We start from the raw sequence: 17,530 nt of genomic DNA on the forward strand, positions 1-17,530 counted from the left end.
TCTGCTCTTGAGCACGAGATCTAGGAAATAAGCGTAACCCCTTTACCTCTGTCGTTCGCGAGAGGTCGGCGGCTTTTCCCGGACAGGCGCGGGCCCGGACGTGACGTGTGCCGCAAACCGCCTCCGCGTGTTGTGGGCGGCGGCCGGAACTGATCAGGTACCTCCATGACGACCGGGTACTTCACATCCGTCGACGATGTCGCGGCCCGCTTGGCCGAGACCGGGTATCTGGCCTCGCCCGCGGTCGCCACCACCGTCTTCCTGGCCGACCGGCTCGGCAAGCCGCTGCTGGTGGAGGGCCCCGCAGGTGTCGGAAAGACGGAGCTGGCGAAGGCCGTGGCCCAGGTCGCGGGCGCACGCCTCGTCCGGCTCCAGTGCTACGAGGGCGTCGACGAGTCCCGCGCGCTCTACGAGTGGAACCACGCCAAGCAGTTGCTCCGCATCACCGCCGGGCGCGACGAGTCGTGGGACGAGACGCGCACGGACATCTTCAGCGAGGAGTTCCTGCTCTCGCGCCCGCTGCTCACAGCGATCCGCGGCGGTGATCCGAAGGTGCTCCTGATCGACGAGACGGACAAGGCGGACGTCGAGGTGGAGGGCCTGCTCCTCGAAGTCCTCAGCGACTTCCAGGTCACGGTCCCGGAGCTGGGCACGATCAGCGCGGAGCGCCGCCCGTTCGTGGTCCTCACCTCCAACGCGAGCCGGGAACTGTCCGAGGCGCTGCGCCGCCGCTGCCTCTTCCTCCATATCGGCTTCCCCGAGGAGGAGTTGGAGCGCCGCATCGTCCGGATGAAGGTGCCGGGCCTGGACGAGGCGCTCGCCGAGTCGGTGGTGCGGGTGGTGGGCGCGTTGCGCGCCATGGACCTGCGGAAGGCACCCTCGGTCGCCGAGACCGTCGACTGGGCGCGCACCCTGCTCGCGCTCGGCGCCGACACCCTGGACGAGACGGTCGTACGCGACAGCCTCGGCGTCCTCCTCAAGCACCAGGACGATGTGCTGAAGGCGGTCGCCAAGCTGGATCTGGACGCCGTGTGACGGCGCTTCCGGGCCCCCGGGCGGTTGGCGCCGAGGGGATCACCGGCAGGCTCGCCGGGCTCGTCAAGGCGCTGCGCTCCCACGGCCTGCGCATCGGCCCCGGTGAGACCGTCGACGCGGCGGCCGCCCTGGAGGCGCTCGGTCTCACCGACCGCGAACGCGTCAGGGAGGGACTGGCCGCCGCGCTGCTCCACCAGGAGAGCCAGCGGGCGGTCTTCGACCCCGTCTTCGATCTCTACTTTCCGTTGGGCATGGGCGGGCCGGTGGACAGGAGCGCGTCGGCGGACAGGAGTACGTCAGCGGACAGGAGCGCCGTCGAGGCCGACCGGGAGGCACTGCGCGAGCGGTTGGTCGCCGCGCTCGCGGCCGACGACCGGGCGCTGCTCGGGCAGTTGGCGCGTGAAGCGGTGGACGGCTTCGGCCGGTACGGCTCGGGGCAGGGCTCGGACGGCTGGTCCTCCCACCAGACGCTCAGCAGGCTGCGGCCCGAGACGCTTCTGGCGCGTGTCCTCGCCGCTCTCCGCGCGGGCTCCACCGGCGAGGGCCCGGGAGCCGCCGCGTTCACGGACCGCCTGGAGCCCGATGAGATCCGGCGCCGCATCGAGGGGTTCCGCGAGCTGGTGCGGGCCGAGGCGCGCCGGCGGGTCGCCCAGCGGCGCGGCACGGAGGAGGTCGCCCGCCGGGCCGTCGCGACCACCGCCGACCGGGTCGACTTCCTGGTCGCGGGCCGCGCCCAGCTGGACGAACTCCGCAGGGCCGTTCATCCCCTGGCCCGCAAGCTCGCGACCCGGCTGGCCGCGCGCCGCAGGCGCGCCGCGCACGGCACCATCGACCTGCGGCGCACGCTGCGCGGCTCGCTGTCGACCGGTGGCGTGCCGATGCGGCCCGTGCTGCGTCGCCGCCGTCCCGCGCGGCTCGAACTGGTACTGCTGTGCGATGTGTCCGGCTCGGTCGCGGGCTTCGCGAACTTCACGATGCTGCTGGTGCAGGCGCTGCACGACCAGTTCAGCAAGGTGCGCGTGTTCGCTTTCGTCAACCGTGTCGACGAGGTGACCGGGCTGCTCGCGCACGGCTCCGCGGATCCGGCGGGCCTCGGCGCCCGCATCCTGGGCGAGGCGGCCGTGACGGACTGGCACGGCAGCAGTGACTACGGCACGTCCCTTGGCGAGTTCGCCGAGCGCCACCTCGACGCGGTCGGCCCGCGCACCGTGGTCCTCGTCCTCGGGGACGCCCGTACGAACATGAGCGACCCCAATCTCCCGGCGCTGCGACAGATCGCCGGGCGGGCCCGTCGCGTGCACTGGCTCAATCCCGAGCGGCGCGCGCAGTGGTCGACCGGCGACTCGGCGGCGTACGCGTACGCGGAACTGGTCGAGATGCACGAGTGCCGCAACGCCCGGCAGCTCGGCGAGCTGATCGCGCGGCTGCTGCCGGTGTGACGCGAGGCGATGTCCGCCCGCCGTCGGTCAGGACTGGCCCGCCAGTTCATCCGCTCGACAGGTCATCGCCCGTCAGTTCATCGGCCACGGACTTGTCCAGGGCGGCGCGGACGAGCGCCGCCGACAGGGCCGCCGGGTCCGCGTTCTCGGCGAGGCGCAGCAGTTCCTCCTCGTCGTCGGGCAGGCCGAGCCGGTGCGCGCCTTGCAGCGCCTTGTCGCCCAGGCGGGGTGCCACCTCCGGCCACACCCGCTGCACCTCGCGCAGAAAGATGTCCGCGCCCGTCGGGCCGAGGCCGGGCACCGTCTGGAGCAGGCGGCGCAGTGCGGCGTCGTTGTCCGCCGCGTCCCGCAGGCGGCGCAGGTCGCCCCCGTACTCCCGCAGAATCAGCTCGGCGCCGTCCCCCAGGCGGGTGGAGGTGCTCTCGTCGTAGCGGCGGTATCCGCCGCGGCCCAGCGCGTCGACCCGCTGCTGCCACGTCGCCCCGGCCATACGCCTCGGGTCGCGCAGACCGGCGTCGAACAGTTCTCTGGCGGCACCCACGGCCGCGGCGCTGCGAATGCGGGCGCTCAGCAGTACGGACAGGACGAGCAGCTGGTACAGCGGCTGCGGTGTGTCCCGCAGCCGGATGCCCGCCTCCTCGGCGTAGGTACGGCCGTGGGCGTCGAGCAGGGCCCGCAGGACGGCACGGTGGCGGCCGCGTCGGTCGGCCATGGTTCTCCTCCCGGGTCGGATCCTCTCCCCGACCTCATGACTCCCCGCCCCTCATGGCCGAAAACGTGTGCGTGTCCGACCTGCGGGTACACAGCCGCCCTGACGTCGGAAGAAGAGATCCGGACGAGAACCACCGGACAAGAACGAGGGAGCATCTGTGGCTGCACGCCAAAAGAACGTATTCGTGATCGGCCTGGACGAGGCCAATCTGCCCACACTTCACGCCATCCCGCACGCGCAGGACTATCGCTTCCATCCGCTGCTCACGGTCGACGAGCTCCAGGGCGGCGAGGTCTCCGTGCCGGACCTGCTCGCGAAGGCGCGGGAGGTCCTCGACGGGTTCGACGGCGAGATCGACGCGATCGTGAGCTACTGGGACTTCCCCGGGAGCACGCTCGTGCCGATGCTGGGCGCCCAGTACGGCACCCGCAGCACCAGCCTGGAGTCGGTCGTCAAGTGCGAGCACAAGTACTGGAGCCGCCTTGAGCAGCAGAAGGTGGTCGACGAGCACCCCCGTTTCGGCCGCGTCGATCTGGAGGCCGAATCCCCGCGGCCCCCCGAAGGCGTGCGCTTCCCGATGTGGCTCAAGCCCGCCCTGTCGTACTCCTCGAAGCTGGCCTACAGCGTGGAGGACCAGGACGAGTTCGACGAGGCCGTGGCGAGGATCAAGGAGGGGATCGGTACGGTCGGGCGCCCCTTCGAGCACATCCTCGACCAGATCGAGCTGCCCGCGGAGATGGACGGGATCGGCGCCCAGGTCTGTCTCGCCGAGGAAGCGCTGTCGGGGATCCAGGTCGCGGTCGAGGGATACGTCCACCGGGGCGAGGTGACCGTCTACGGCGTCCTCGACTCCATCAACTACCCGGACTCCTCGTGCTTCCTGCGCCACCAGTACCCCTCCACCCTGCCGGAACCGGTCGTGCGGCGGCTGCACGACGTCTCCGTGCGCGTGATGCGGCAGATAGGCATGGACAACGCGACCTTCAGCATCGAGTACTTCTACGATCCCGGTACCGACGAGCTGAACCTGCTGGAGATCAACCCTCGGCACTCGCAGTCGCACGCGGAGCTGTTCGAGTACGTCGACGGCGTACCGAACCACCACTGCATGGTCAGCCTCGCCTTCGACGAGGATCCGGCGATCCCCCACCGCGAAGGCACCTGCGCGACGGCCGCCAAGTGGTACTACCGGTGGTTCGCCGACGGCGTGGTGCACAACGTGCCCACGCGTGAGGACATCGACCGCATCGAGCGCGAGATCGGGAACGTGCGGATCGAGGTCAACGTCGAGGAGGGGCAGCGGCTGTCCGACTCCGGTCACCAGGACAGTTACAGCTTCGAGCTGGCCCACATCTACACCGGGGGCGACAGCGAGGAGGACCTGCGCCGCAAGTACGACCGGTGCGTGGCCGCGCTGGGGCTCACCTTCGACGGCACGGAGCCCGGCGGCCGCGACCAGACCAACGACTAGCCATACCAACGCTGGCCATACGACCGACTGGCCGTACCAGCGACTGGCACGAGCCGACACACTGAGATCCGCCTGTCCCGGCGGAGGAACCGACCGAGAGGATGGCACGGCCCCATGCGTTACGTGGGCAATCTCCCGTACGCGACCAAAGAGGAAGAACACGTCGTCGTACCGATGTCCGACGGCACCCGGCTCTCGGCGCGGATCTGGCGCCCGACGTCCTCGGACGACGCGCCCGTACCGGCCGTCCTGGAGTACATCCCGTACCGCAAGCGCGATCTGAGTTCCGTGCGCGACTCGATCCACCATCCCTACATCGCGGGGCACGGCTACGCGTGCGTGCGCGTGGACGTGCGCGGCACGGGCGAGTCCGAGGGCGTCCTGCGGGACGAGTACCTGGAGCAGGAGCAGACCGACGCCGAGGAAGTGCTCGCCTGGCTGGCCGAGCAGCCCTGGTGCGACGGCACGACCGGCATGATGGGCATCTCCTGGGGTGCGTTCGCCGCCCTTCAGGTGGCCGCTCGGCAGCCGCCGAGCCTGAAGGCCATCGTCATCTCCTCGTTCACGGACGACCGGTACGCCGACGACATGCACTACATGGGCGGCGCGATGCTGTCGGACAACCTCGCCGAGGCCGGCACCATGTTCGCCTACGCCACCTGTCCGCCCGACCCGGCCGTCGTCGGCGAGCGCTGGCGCGAGATGTGGCACGAGCGGATGGACCAGGCGCGGCCCTGGGTCCTGGAGTGGCTGCGCCACCAGCGCCGCGACGACTACTGGAAGCACGCCTCGGTCTGCGAGAACTACGAGGACGTCCGCTGCCCCGTCCTCGCCTCCAGCGGCTGGGCGGACGGCTACTCCAACGCCGTGACGCGGCTGCTCGGCCGTCTGGAGGTGCCGCGCAAGGGTCTGATCGGCCCCTGGTCGCACAAGTATCCGCACCTGGGTGAGCCCGGCCCCGCCATCGGCTATCTCCAGGAGGTGGTGCGCTGGTGGGACCACTGGCTCAAGGGCGAGGACAACGGCGTCATGGACGGCCCGATGCTGCGGGCCTGGATGCAGGACAGCGTGCCGCCGTCGACCTCCTATGAGGAGCGGCCGGGCCGCTGGGTCGGCGAGCCGGAGTGGCCTTCGCCGCACATCGAGGAGGTCTCGCACCCCCTGATGCGTCACCGCATCGCCTGGCAGGGTGACCCGGTGCAGGGTGAGCCGGTGGCGGAACAGGACGCCGCCGGTGAGGCCATGACCGTGCAGTCCCCGCTGTCGGTCGGCCAGTTCGCGGGGAAGTGGGCCTCCTACAACGCCCCGCCCGACCTGCCCTACGACCAGCGCGAGGAGGACGGTGGCTCCCTGGTCTTCGACTCCCCCGAGCTGACCGAGCCGGTCGAGATCCTCGGTTCCCCCTGCGTCGACCTGGACCTGTCGGTCAGCGAACCGGTGGCCACGGTCGCCGCCCGCATCTCCGACGTCGCCCCGGACGGGCGGGCCACCCGGGTGACGTACGGCGTACTCAACCTGACCCGCAGGGACGGCACCGGTGAGCCCGAACCGCTGGAGCCGGGGCGCCGCTACCGCGCGACCCTCCAGCTCAACGGCGTGGCCCAGTCCTTCCCGCCCGGCCACCGCATCCGGCTCTCGCTGTCCACGTCGTACTGGCCGCTCGCCTGGCCCCCGCCCCGGCCCGTCCTGCTCAGCGTGTACGAGGGCTCCAGCGCGCTGCGGCTGCCGGTGCGGCCGGTCGCCGAGCCGGACAACGCGCCGCAGCGCCCCTTCGACGAGCCCGAGGGCGCGGAACCGCTGGCCACCACCCGGCTCTCGCCGCCGGACCAGCGCTGGGAGGTCAGGCGTGACCTGGTCGGCTACAACTCCGCGCTGGAGATCGTCAAGGACCGCGGCACCGTCCGGTTCGAGGAGATCGGGCTCGACGTCGGCTGCCGCGCCTTCGAGCGGTACACCTCCACGGGTGACGACTTCACGTCGGTGGCCGGCGAGTCGGAGTGGACGATGCGGTTCGCGCGCGACGACTGGGAGGTGAGTGTGCGCACCCGCACGGTGCTGCGGTGCGACGAGGAGAACTTCCTCGTCGACGCGACCCTCGACGGCTACGAGGGTGAGCGCCGCGTCTTCTCCCGTACGTGGAACGAGACGCTGCCCCGCGACTGGCTGTAGGACCGGCCACCCCAGAAGCACGCTATGCCCCTTTTGCGTAGCCTGTGGGCAAGATCCCCACCGGGTTGACCCGGTGGGGCGGGGGAACCCGCACGACCCACGAACCCCGAGACCAGGGAGCCACCATGGCCGTCACACCTCGTACCGGGCCACTGCCGGGCCGGCCCGAGTCGTACTGGATGGACACCAGCGACCCGACGTCGTACCCACCCCTGGCACAGGACATCGAGGTGGACGTCGCCGTGGTGGGCGGCGGCATCGCGGGGCTCAGCACGGCGTGGGAGGTGGCCCGCACCGGGCGGACGGTCGCCGTCCTGGAAGCCGACCGCATCGCCGCGGGCGTGACGGGCTACACCACCGCCAAGCTGTCCTCCCTGCACACCCTCGTGTACGAGCGGCTGCGCCGCACCCGCGGCCCGGAGGCCGCCCACCTGTACGCGCGGTCCCAGCAGGAGGCGGTGGAGCACGTGGCGGCCGTGTGCGCCGAGATCGGCGCCGACTGCCAACTGGAGCGCGCGCCCGCCTACACGTACACCACCCGCGCGGACGGCACCGACGAACTGCGCGCGGAGGCCGACGCGGCCCGCGAGGCCGGTCTGCCCGCGCAGTACACGGAGGTCACCGATCTGCCCTTCGCGGTGGCGGGCGCGGTACGCGTCGAGGACCAGGCGCAGTTCCATCCCCGCGCCTATCTGCTGGCGCTCGCCGAGGACCTCCGGACGCGGGGCGGTGTCATTCACGAGCGAACCCGGGTGACCGGCCTGCGCGAGGGATCCCCGTGCAGGGTGACCGCGGAGTCCGGGCACACGGTCACCGCGAAGGCCGTCGTCGTCGCCACCCACTACCCCGTCTTCGACCGCGCCCTGCTCTTCGCCAGGCTGTCGGCCAACCGTGAACTCGTCGTCGCCGCACCGCTGGCCCCCGGGCAGGACCCCGGCGGCATGTACATCACACAAGAGGGGGGCAAGCGCTCGGTGCGCACCGCGCCGTACGGGGACGACGGCGGGCGTCTCCTCATCGTGACGGGCGAGGGGTTCACCCCCGGCACGGGCGACGCCGCCGCCGGATTCCGGGCACTGGACGCGTGGATGCGGGAGCACTTCGACGTCGCGGAGACGGCCTACCGGTGGGCTGCCCAGGACAACTCCGTGACCGACGGCGTCCCCATGGTCGGACCCTTCCATCCCGGGGCCCGCCACACCTATGTGGCCACGGGGTTCGGCGGCTGGGGCATGAGCGGCGGCGTCATGGCCGGGAGCCTGCTCGCCCGGCTGATCGGCGGACAGAAGTCCCCGTGGGCCGACCTGTACGACCCGCGCCGGCTGCTCAGCACCGTGCGCGAGGCTCCGGCCCTGCTGAGCCAGCAGGCCGAGGTCGCCAAGCACTTCGTCGGGGACCGGCTGCGCACCCACGTCGACTCGGTGGACGAGATCCCGGCAGGCTCGGGTGCGGTGGTGCGGATCGAGGGGCGTCGCTGCGCGGTGCACCGCGACGAGAGCGGCGCGCTCCACGCCGTCTCCGCCCGCTGCACGCACCTGGGGTGCCTGGTCGCCTTCAACGAGGCGGAGACCACGTGGGAATGCCCGTGCCACGGCTCGCGCTTCGGCACCGACGGGGAGGTTCTTCAGGGGCCGGCGACCTCTCCCCTGGAGCGGCGGGAGTTGCCCGGCTCGTAAGTGGGCCGGGGCCGAGGGCGCCGCCCGGCGCATAGCGCGCGCTCGGTCCACAACGGCCAACTTCCGCCCTACTGTTCCTCCGCCCCCTCTCGTAACGTCGGCACGGCTTGTTCTGGCCATGCCGAAGAAGAGGGTGCCCATGCGAAGACGCCTGCTTCATCTGGTCCTCGCCCCGCTCGCGGGCGTAGTCCTCCTGGCAACCGCACCGGCGAGCGCGGCGCCGCCGGGGCCGGGCGACGTGTACCGCCCCGTCCGCGGGCCCGCCGCACCGGCCGAGTACCGCTATCTGCAGAAGACCGTGCCGGGAGAGCCGATCCCCCGGCACGCCCACGAGAACGCCGCCGCACAGGCACGCGAACTGCCCACCACCGGCGGACGGTGGAAGACCCTCGGCCCCACCAACATCGGCGGCCGGATCGTGTCGCTGGCCCTCGACCCGAAGCGGGCCGACACTCTGTACGCCGCCGCTGCCAGCGGCGGGATCTGGCGCAGCACGGACGCGGGGCGGACGTTCAAGTCCGCCTGGCCCGACGGCTGGACCCAGGCCATGGGCGCGGTCGCCACCGGCCCGGACGGCGCCCTGTACGCGGGCACCGGCGAGCCCAACCCCGGCGGCGGCAGCATCACGTACGAAGGCACCGGCCTCTACCGCAGCGTCGACGGCGGCCGGCACTGGCGGCGGATCGGCCTGCGCGACTCCGGCGCCATCAGCGCGATCACGGTCGACCCCCGCAACCCGCGCCGCATCTACGTGGCCGCGGCCGGTTCGCTCTACAACGGGGGCGGCGACCGCGGCGTTTACCGCACGGAGAACGGCGGCAAGACCTGGCGGCGGATCCTTTCCGGCGCCAACGAGTTCACCGGCGCCACCGAGATCGTCGTCCGGGGCAAGCGGCTGTACGCCGTACTGTGGGACCACCGCCGCACGCCCGAGCTGCGCACCTACGGCGGTGTGGGCTCGGGGATCTTCCGCAGTGACGACGACGGCAGGTCCTGGCGGCGGCTCGGCGGCGGGCTTCCCGAGCGGGGCCCGGACGTGGGGCGCATCGGCCTCGCCGTCGCGGGCGAGAAGGCGTACGCGATCGTCAACAGGACCGGCGGGCCCTTCGAGGGCTTCTACGCGTCCACCGACGGCGGCGACAGCTGGCGGCGCACCCCGGCCGACCAGAAGCTGACCGAGTCGCAGTCGACGTTCGGCTGGTGGTTCGGAAAGGTGTGGACCGACCCGAAGGACGCGGACCACGTACAGGTCGCGGGCGTGCCCCTGATGACCACGAAGGACGGCGGCGCCACCTGGAGCGCCGACGACACCAGCATCCACGTCGACCAGCACGCGATGGTGTGGGACCCGCGCAGGCCGGGCCGCGTCTACCTCGGCAACGACGGCGGCGTCTACCGCTCCGACGCGAACGGCGACGGCGGCTGGGTCAAGGCCAGGCACGAGCCGTACACCCAGCTCTACAGCGTGGCCATCAGCCCGCAGGACACCGGACGGATATCCGGCGGCTCCCAGGACAACGGTTCGCTGCGCTCCTGGGGCGGGGAGCGCTTCAACGAGTACCTCGGCGGGGACGGCGAGGAGAACCTGATCAACCCCACCGACATCAACAACGTCTTCGCCTGCTACCAGTACGGCAACTGCTTCCGCTCCACCGACGGCGGCGACACCCTGACGTACTTCGCGGACAGAACGACGTACAAGCGCCGCAACTGGTTCACGCCCGTCGTCTTCGACCCGAAGGACACGAAGGTCCTCTACTACGGCTCCGAGGTGGTGAACCGGTCCACCGACGGGGGCGCGACCTGGCGGCCCATCAGCCCCGACCTGTCCGGCGGGCCCGGTCCCGACCCGCTCTACACCAACTACGGCACGATCACGTCGATCGCGCCGGCGGGTGACGGCCGCACGGTCTACGCGGGCACCGACGACGGCCGGGTCTGGGTGACCGAGGACCTGGGCGCGCACTGGACGAAGCTGGCCGAGGGCCGCTCCTGGGTGACCCGCGTGGTGGTCGACCCACGCGATCCCGACCGCGTGTACACCACCCACTCCGCCTACCGCTCCGGATCCAACAAGGCACATGTGTACGGCAGTTCGGACGGCGGCAGGAGCTGGCAGGACCTCTCGGGCAATCTGCCGGACGCGCCCGTGAACGACCTCGTCCTCGGGCACGGCGGGCGGCTGCACGTCGGCACCGACCAGGGCGTGTTCACGTCCCGGTCCGGCGGGCCGACGTGGTCGCGGCTCGGGCAGGGCATGCCCGCGGTCCCGGTCGACGACATCGAGTACGACGCGGGGCACGACCGCCTGGTGGCGGCCACGTTCGGCAGGGGCTTCTACGAGCTGGCCACCCGCTGAAGGCGGCTCGCGGGCGGCTCGTGGTGAATCGGCGTCCGTGAGCCGGTGAGCGGCAGGCCCGTGCCGCCCTGTCTGACCGCGACGATCTCCGCCGCGATCGACAGGGCGGTCTCCTCGGGCGTACGAGCGCCGAGGTCGAGGCCGATCGGCGAGTGCAGCCGGGCCAGTTCGTCCTCGGTGACCCCGATGTCGCGGAGCCTGCGGTCGCGGTCCTCGTAGGTGCGGCGGGACCCCATCGCGCCGACGAACGCGACGGGCAGCCGCAGCGCCGCGGCGAGCAGCGGCACGTCGAACCTGGCGTCGTGGGTGAGCACGCACAGGGCCGTGCGGCTGTCCGTGGCGGTGCGCTCCAGGTAGCGGTGCGGCCACTCGACCACGATGTCGTCCGCCTCGGGGAAGCGGACCGGCGTCGCGAAGACCGGGCGGGCGTCGCAGACCGTGACGTGGTAGCCGAGGAACTTCCCGGCGCGGACCAGGGCCGCGGCGAAGTCGATGGCCCCGAACACGATCATGCGGGGCGGTGGCACGCTCGACTCGACGAGGAACGTCAGGGCGCTCCCGCAGCGCGACCCGCGCTCCGAGACGACGAACTCACCGGTGCGGCCCGCCGCCAACAGGGCGCGGCTCTCCCCCGCCGCCGTGCGGTCCAGCTCCGGATGCCCGCCGAGGCTCCCCTCGGTCGTGCCGTCGCCGTGCACGACGATCGCCTTGCCGAGCAGGTCGGCGGGGCCCGCGGTGATCCGGGCGAGCGCGGCCGGCTCACCGCGGGCGGCGGCCGCGAGGGCGGTGGCGAGCAGCGCCCTGTCCGGCGCGTCCGCGGCCACCGGGGCGACCAGCACCTCGATGACACCGCCGCAGGTCAGGCCGACCGCGAAGGCGTCCTCGTCGCTGTACCCGAACCGCTCGACCGTCACCTCGCCCGTGTGGAGGGCCTGGACGCACAGGTCGTACACCGCCCCTTCCACGCAGCCGCCGGAGACCGAGCCGATGGCCGTGCCCTCACCGTCGACGGCGAGGGCCGCGCCGGGACCGCGCGGTGCGCTGCCGCCGACGTGCACGACGGTGGCGACCGCGAAGTCCCGGCCCTCCTGGACCCATCGGTTCAGGTCGTCGGCGATGTCAAGCACTGCCGCCGCCCGTCGCGGTCACCCGGCCCTCGGTCACACCGTCCTCGATGACGCGGTCGGGGCGGATCGGCAGGTTCCGGTGGCGGACGCCCGTCGCGTGCCAGACGGCGTTGGCGATCGCGGCCGCGGCGCCCACGATGCCGATCTCGCCGATGCCCTTGATCCCGACCGGGTCGTCGGGGTCCGGGTCGTCCACCCAGTCGGCCTCGATGTGCGGCACGTCGGCGTGCGCGGCGACGTGGTAGCCCGCGAGGTCGGGGCCCACCGGCGCGCCCGTGGCCTGGTCCCTGACCGCCTCCTCGTGCAGCGCCATGGAGAGGCCCCAGATCATGCCACCGGTCAGCTGGCTGCGCGCGGTCAGCGGGTTGATGATCCGGCCCGCGGCGAAGATGCCGAGCATGCGGCGTACGCGTACCTCGCCGGTGGCGACGTCCACGGCGACCTCGGCGAACTGCGCGCCGTAGGAGTGACGTTCCTTCTGCGCGAGTGTGCCGAGCAGGGCGCCGGTGTCGGCCTTCGCGGTGACGCCCTCGGCGGGGATGTCACCGCCGGGCACCAGCTTCTCCCGCAGTTCGCGCGCGGCGGCCATGACGGCCCAGCCCCAGGACCGGGTGCCCATCGAACCGCCCGCGATCATCGCGAAGCCGAAGTCGCTGTCGGCGACGCGGACCCGGATCCGCTCGGGCGCCACCTCCAGGGCGTCGGCCGCGATCAGCGCGAGCGCGGTCCGCGCGCCGGTGCCGACGTCCGCTGCGGCGATGCGGACGGTGAACGTCCCGTCCGCCTCGGCCGTCAGGCCCGCCGTGGCCGGGCCGACGAGCACCGGGAAGGTCGCGGCGGCCATGCCGGTGCCGAGCAGCCAGCGTCCCTCGCGGCGCACGCGGGGGCGCGGGTCGCGGTCCGCCCAGCCGAACCTGCGGGCCCCCTCCTCGAAACAGGCCACGAGGTTGCGGCTGCTGAACGGCAGCCCGGAGACGGGTCCGACGTCCGGTTCGTTACGGGCCCGCAGCGCGATGGGGTCCACACCGCACTTCTCGGCCAGTTCGTCGAGCGCGCACTCCAGCGCGAAGGACCCCGGGGCCTCGCCGGGGGCGCGCATCCACGTCGGCGTCGGCACGTCGAGGCGCACGACGCGGGTGTGGGTGCGGTGCGCGTCGGCGTCGTACATCGGGCGCCCGAACCCGGCGCTCGGCTCGACGAATTCATGGACGGTCGAGCTGAGGTTCAGCCCTTGGTGGTCGAGTGCGCGCAACCGCCCGTCGGGGTCCGCGCCGAGCCGGACGTGCTGCACGGTGGGGCTGCGGTAGCCGACGAGGGAGAACATCTGGCGGCGGGTCAGCACGACCCGGACGGGGCGGTCGAGCACGGTCGCCGCCATCGCGGCGAGGACCTGGGGGACCCGCAGCCCCTTGGAGCCGAAGGCCCCGCCGACGTGCTCGGAGCGGACCCGCACCGAGCCGGGGTCGAGGGAGAACACCTTCGTCAGCTCGTCGGCGATCCAGCTGCTGCCCTGGTTGGAGTCGACGACCTCAAGACGGCCGTTGTCCCAGCGCGCGGTCGCCGCGTGCGGTTCCAGCGGGCTGTGGTGCTCTTCGGGCGTGGTGTACTCGGCGTCCACGACGTGGGCGCTGGCGGCGAGTTGGGCCTCCAGGTCGCCCTTCTCCGTGTGCATGCCGTCGGCCTCGGGCGTGTAGCTGCCGGGGTGTCCCGCGGAGAACGCGATGTCGTGCGGCTCCTGGGCGTAGTGGACCACCAGGGTCTCGGCGGCCTCCCTGGCCTGCTCGGACGTCTCCGCGACGACGAGCGCCACGGGCCAGCCCACGAAGGGCACCCGGTCGTGCTGGAAGACCCCGACGACCGGGTCGGGGGAGCCCAGGAGCCCCTGGTAGTCCACGTCGATTCGCGGCGCGTTCCCGTGGTGCAGCACGGTCAGGACGCCGGGCATCGCGAGGGCGGGTTCGGCCTCGACGGAGGTGACGCGGCCGCGGGCGATCGTGGAGAGCACGAGCCAGCCGTGGGCGAGGTCGGTGAAGGGGATCTCGGCGGCGTAGCGCGCGGCGCCGGTGACCTTGTCACGGCCTTCGACGCGGGTGTGCGCGACGCCGACGGAGCCCGTCACCGCGGTGGGGCCGGTGGTCGTGGTCATCGGGTGGCCTCCTCGGCGAGTTCGGTCAGCAGGGCCACGACGAGGTTGCGCGTGAGCGTCACCTTGTACGCGTTGCCGGACAGCGGCTCGGCCGCGGCCAGTTCGGCGTCCGCCGCGGCGGCGAACGCCTCGGCGGTCGCCGGGCCCCCGGCCAGGGCCCGCTCGGCCGCCCGCGCCCGCCAGGGCCGGGACGCGACCGCCCCGAGGGCGACGCGCACCTCGTGCACGACACCGTCCCGGACGTCGAGCGCCCCGGCTATGGAGCCGATGGCGAACGCGTACGAGGCACGCTCGCGCACCTTGCGGTAGCGGGAGTGGGCCGCGACCGGTGCGGGCGGCAGCGTGATGCCGGTGATGAGCGCGCCGGGCGGCAGCGCGGTCTCCAGATGCGGGGTGTCCCCCACCGGCAGATAGAACTCGGCGAGCGGCAACTGGCCCGGCCCATCGACCGTTTCGTAGGTGACGACGGCGTCGAAGGCCGCGAGCGCTACCCCCATGTCGGAGGGGTGGATGGCCACGCAGTGCGCGGTGGCGCCGAGGATCGCGTGGTTGTGGTGCTCGCCCCGGACGGCGGAGCAACCACTGCCGGGGGTGCGCTTGTTGCACGGTTTGCTCAGGTCGGTGAAGTAGCCGCACCGGGTGCGCTGGAGCAGGTTCCCGCCGACGGTCGCCATGTTGCGCAGCTGGCCGGATGCGCCCGCGAGGACGGCCTCGGCCAACGCCGGGTAGCGGCACCGCACTTCGGGGTGGGCGGCGAGGTCGCTGTTGGTGACGGTCGCCCCGATGCGCAGTCCGCCGTCGTCGGTGGACTCGATGCCGTCCAGGGGCAGTTCGCGTACGTCGACGAGGAGCGCGGGCCGTTCGACGCCGGTCTTCATCAGGTCGACGAGGTTGGTGCCGCCGCCGAGGTAGCGGGCGTCGGGGTCGGCGCCGAGCAGGGCGACCGCCCCGGGCACGTCGTGCGCCCGCTGGTATCCGAAGTCCCTCATGCGCTCTCCTTCTCGGCGCGGGCCGCCTCCGCGACGGCCTGCACGATCGACACGTACGCGCCGCAGCGGCAGAGGTTTCCGCTCATCCGCTCGCGGATCTCCTCCGCGGTGAGTTCGGGCACGCCCGCTTCGGGCCGCACGTCGGTGGTGGCGGCGCTCGGCCAGCCCGCCGCGTGCTCCTCGATCACGCCGAGGGCGGAACAGATCTGGCCGGGTGTGCAGTAGCCGCACTGGAGGCCGTCGAGGTCGAGGAACGCCTGCTGCACGGGGTGCAGCCGGTCGCCGTCGGCGACGCCCTCGATGGTGGTGATCTCGCGCCCCTCGGCGGCGACCGCGAGTTGCAGACAGGACACGGCGCGGCGGCCGTCCATCAGCACCGTGCAGGCGCCGCACTGGCCCTGGTCGCAGCCCTTCTTGGTGCCGGTGAGGTCGAGCCGCTCGCGCAGCGCGTCGAGCAGGGTGGTGCGGTGGTCGACGGTCAGTGTGTGCTTCTCGCCGTTGATGTTGAGGGTGAGGGCACTGGACGTCGATGGGGCCATGAGCAGCCTTCTTTCGCGTATCGCGTCGAACGAGGCGGTCCCGGCGCGAGGTTCGGGAGAGGTGGCGCTGTACAGAGAGGAGAAGGGAGACCGGAGGCGGGAGATCGGCCCGCGCGGCCGTCTCCGGCGCTAGGGTGGCCCTAAGCGGACAGTTGTCCATGAGCCTTCGAACTTAGTGGACAGGTGTCCGCTTAGCAAGGCCGAATCGGGCCGTGAGGCGCGGGAGGAGAGCGAGTGGGGCAGCACAAGGACGCACCCTTGCGCTCGGACGCGCAGCGCAACCGCGAGCGCATCCTGGAAGTGGCCCTGGTGGAGCTGACGCGGGCGAGCGACGCGCCGTTGAGCACGATCGCGCGGAAGGCGGGCGTCGGGCAGGGGACGTTCTACCGCAACTTCCCCAATCGCGAGGCGCTCGTCCTGGAGGTCTACCGCTATGAGGTCCAGCAGGTCTGCGACGCCGCCTGCCAGCTGCTCCACACCCGGCCGCCCGACCAGGCCCTGCGGGAGTGGATGGACCGCCTCGTGCAGTACGCGATGGCCAAGGCGGGCCTCGCCGACGCCATACGCCGGGCGACCAGCGCGCTCGGCAGCCTGGCGGGGGTGGGCCGCGGCCCGTTGACGCACGCCGTGGCGGTCCTTTTGGAGGCGAACGAGAAAGCGGGCACCATCCGGCCCGGGGTGACCCCGGACGACTTCCTGCTCGCCATCGCCGGGCTGTGGCAGATCGATCCGCACGGCGAGTGGCAGACACGCGCGGGGCGCCTGATGGACCTCGTCATGGACGGGCTGAAAGCCGGCGCTCCGGGGCGCTGAGGACGTCGGGCGGCGGGGCGCCCAGCACCTCCAGGAGGTGCGCCGCCCCGTCGCGCAATGAGGGGGTGGCCGTCGTGCTGCCGCGCAGCAGGGTCGCCGTGGCGGCGAGCGAGCCGACCGTGCGAGCGGAGGCGATGCGGGCGGCGCGGGGTGCGAGGTCCGCGATGACGCCCTCGGCCTCCCGCCAGGCCCCGGCCCCCGCGAGCGCCGCGAGCAGTTCCGCGCCGAACAGGTCGCGGTAGGCGGGGCCGCCGGGGGTTGTCGCGGCCCGGCGCAGGAGCGGGATCGCCCGGTCCCAGCGGCCCAGCCGGGCCAGCACCCAGCCCTGGTGGCCGAGGAGTTCGGTGTCGTCGATCCACCAGGCCCAGGGCGGGTCGTGGCGGGAGACGCCGTCCAGGAAGCGGCCGCGGGCCCGGGAGACCAGCGCCTCGGGCTCGCGGTCGCCGCCGAGCAGGGCGATGGCGTGGGCCCGGCGTATCAGGACGAGGGCCTCGACCCTGGACGGGAGGGCACGGGCTCCGTACACCCGGGAAGCGGTCTCCAGAGCCGCGCGGGACCTGCCGGTGTGGGCCTGGAGCATGCTGTGGTTCAGGAACACGAGGCGTGCCGTCCAGCGGTCGCCGCACAGCTCCGCGAGGGCCAGCGCCCGTGCGTTCGCCCGGCGGGCGGGGCGGTGGAGTCCGGCGTCGAAGAGGATCCAGCCGATGACCTCGCACAACTCGGCCAGCGCCGCGAGCAGTTCACGGTCCAGGCCGTGCAGCCTCTCGGGGTCGGCGGACAGCTCGGGCACGGACCGCACGGCCTCGCGCACCGCGGGGACGGCCGCGCGGGCTCCCCGGGTGGCGTCCAGGGCGAGGAGGCGCTGGAGGGTGCCGGTCACGGAAGGAAGGGTCGAGACCCGCTGTTCATCGCTCCGACCTGGCATCGCGCGTTCCCCCTGTCACTCCGGCCGCACTCCGGCCCCGCCCCGACGCTATTCCGAATACCCCATCGGATTTCCGATGCCTCGTATTTATTTCCGCATTGGATACTTATGTCCGATCGGTCTACGGTCG

Annotated in this window: 13 protein-coding genes; 7 read left to right on the forward strand and 6 right to left on the reverse strand. The window is 72.4% G+C overall.

Annotated elements, in window-relative coordinates:
• The first annotated feature begins 165 nt into the window (after positions 1-165).
• Positions 166-1,035, forward strand: a complete 870-nt coding sequence (locus tag CP975_RS02130; protein WP_055536168.1) for an AAA family ATPase — start codon at positions 166-168, stop codon at positions 1,033-1,035.
• Positions 1,032-2,474, forward strand: a complete 1,443-nt coding sequence (locus tag CP975_RS02135) for a VWA domain-containing protein (protein ID WP_055536167.1) — start codon at positions 1,032-1,034, stop codon at positions 2,472-2,474. Before CP975_RS02130 ends, CP975_RS02135 begins: the two co-directional genes overlap by 4 nt.
• 46 nt (positions 2,475-2,520) lie before the next feature.
• Here the strand turns inward: CP975_RS02135 and CP975_RS02140 are convergent, their stop codons facing one another.
• Positions 2,521-3,186: an HhH-GDP family DNA glycosylase gene (locus CP975_RS02140; protein ID WP_055536166.1), complete on the reverse strand. Its 666-nt coding sequence runs from the start codon at positions 3,184-3,186 to the stop codon at positions 2,521-2,523.
• A 157-nt stretch (positions 3,187-3,343) separates the two neighbouring features.
• Here CP975_RS02140 and CP975_RS02145 point away from each other — a divergent pair, with 157 nt between their 5' ends.
• From CP975_RS02145 to CP975_RS02160, 4 genes are all read left to right on the forward strand, one after another.
• Positions 3,344-4,657 carry an ATP-grasp domain-containing protein gene (locus CP975_RS02145; RefSeq protein WP_055536165.1) on the forward strand — a complete coding sequence of 438 codons (1,314 nt, stop codon included), beginning with the start codon at positions 3,344-3,346 and terminating at the stop codon, positions 4,655-4,657.
• A gap of 114 nt (positions 4,658-4,771) precedes the next feature.
• On the forward strand, positions 4,772-6,826 hold the full coding sequence (locus tag CP975_RS02150; RefSeq protein ID WP_055536164.1) for a CocE/NonD family hydrolase: 2,055 nt from the start codon (positions 4,772-4,774) through the stop codon (positions 6,824-6,826).
• A 125-nt stretch (positions 6,827-6,951) separates the two neighbouring features.
• A complete protein-coding gene (locus CP975_RS02155) occupies positions 6,952-8,502 on the forward strand; it encodes an FAD-dependent oxidoreductase (RefSeq protein WP_055536163.1) in 1,551 nt (516 codons plus the stop codon).
• Between the two features lie 139 nt (positions 8,503-8,641).
• Positions 8,642-10,861: a WD40/YVTN/BNR-like repeat-containing protein gene (locus CP975_RS02160; protein ID WP_055536162.1), complete on the forward strand. Its 2,220-nt coding sequence runs from the start codon at positions 8,642-8,644 to the stop codon at positions 10,859-10,861.
• Here CP975_RS02160 and CP975_RS02165 read toward each other — a convergent pair.
• Genes CP975_RS02165 through CP975_RS02180 form a run of 4 tightly spaced genes read right to left on the reverse strand, consistent with a single transcriptional unit; the run spans position 10,840 to position 15,662 of the window.
• Positions 10,840-11,988, reverse strand: a complete 1,149-nt coding sequence (locus CP975_RS02165) for an XdhC family protein (RefSeq protein WP_150476508.1) — start codon at positions 11,986-11,988, stop codon at positions 10,840-10,842. The two genes, CP975_RS02160 and CP975_RS02165, sit on opposite strands and share 22 nt — an antisense overlap.
• Positions 11,981-14,134, reverse strand: coding sequence for a xanthine dehydrogenase family protein molybdopterin-binding subunit (locus tag CP975_RS02170; protein WP_055534491.1), 2,154 nt, complete (start codon positions 14,132-14,134; stop codon positions 11,981-11,983). The genes CP975_RS02165 and CP975_RS02170 overlap by 8 nt, the downstream gene beginning before the upstream one ends.
• Entirely contained in the window at positions 14,131-15,123 is a 993-nt protein-coding gene (locus CP975_RS02175) for an FAD binding domain-containing protein (RefSeq protein WP_055534493.1), read from the reverse strand. The genes CP975_RS02170 and CP975_RS02175 overlap by 4 nt, the downstream gene beginning before the upstream one ends.
• Entirely contained in the window at positions 15,120-15,662 is a 543-nt protein-coding gene (locus CP975_RS02180) for a (2Fe-2S)-binding protein (RefSeq protein WP_055534496.1), read from the reverse strand. The genes CP975_RS02175 and CP975_RS02180 overlap by 4 nt, the downstream gene beginning before the upstream one ends.
• 234 nt (positions 15,663-15,896) lie before the next feature.
• On the opposite strand from CP975_RS02180, the gene CP975_RS02185 reads away from it, so the two are divergent.
• Positions 15,897-16,475 (forward strand): TetR/AcrR family transcriptional regulator, encoded by a 579-nt coding sequence (locus tag CP975_RS02185; RefSeq protein ID WP_055534498.1) that lies wholly within the window; start codon positions 15,897-15,899, stop codon positions 16,473-16,475.
• Here CP975_RS02185 and CP975_RS02190 read toward each other — a convergent pair.
• Positions 16,438-17,400, reverse strand: a complete 963-nt coding sequence (locus CP975_RS02190) for an NsdA family TPR-like regulatory protein (RefSeq protein WP_055534500.1) — start codon at positions 17,398-17,400, stop codon at positions 16,438-16,440. The genes CP975_RS02185 and CP975_RS02190 overlap by 38 nt on opposite strands.
• Between the last annotated feature and the right edge of the window lie 130 nt (positions 17,401-17,530).

Origin of the sequence: Streptomyces alboniger, from assembly GCF_008704395.1 — a bacterium.
GTDB lineage: Bacteria > Actinomycetota > Actinomycetes > Streptomycetales > Streptomycetaceae > Streptomyces > Streptomyces alboniger.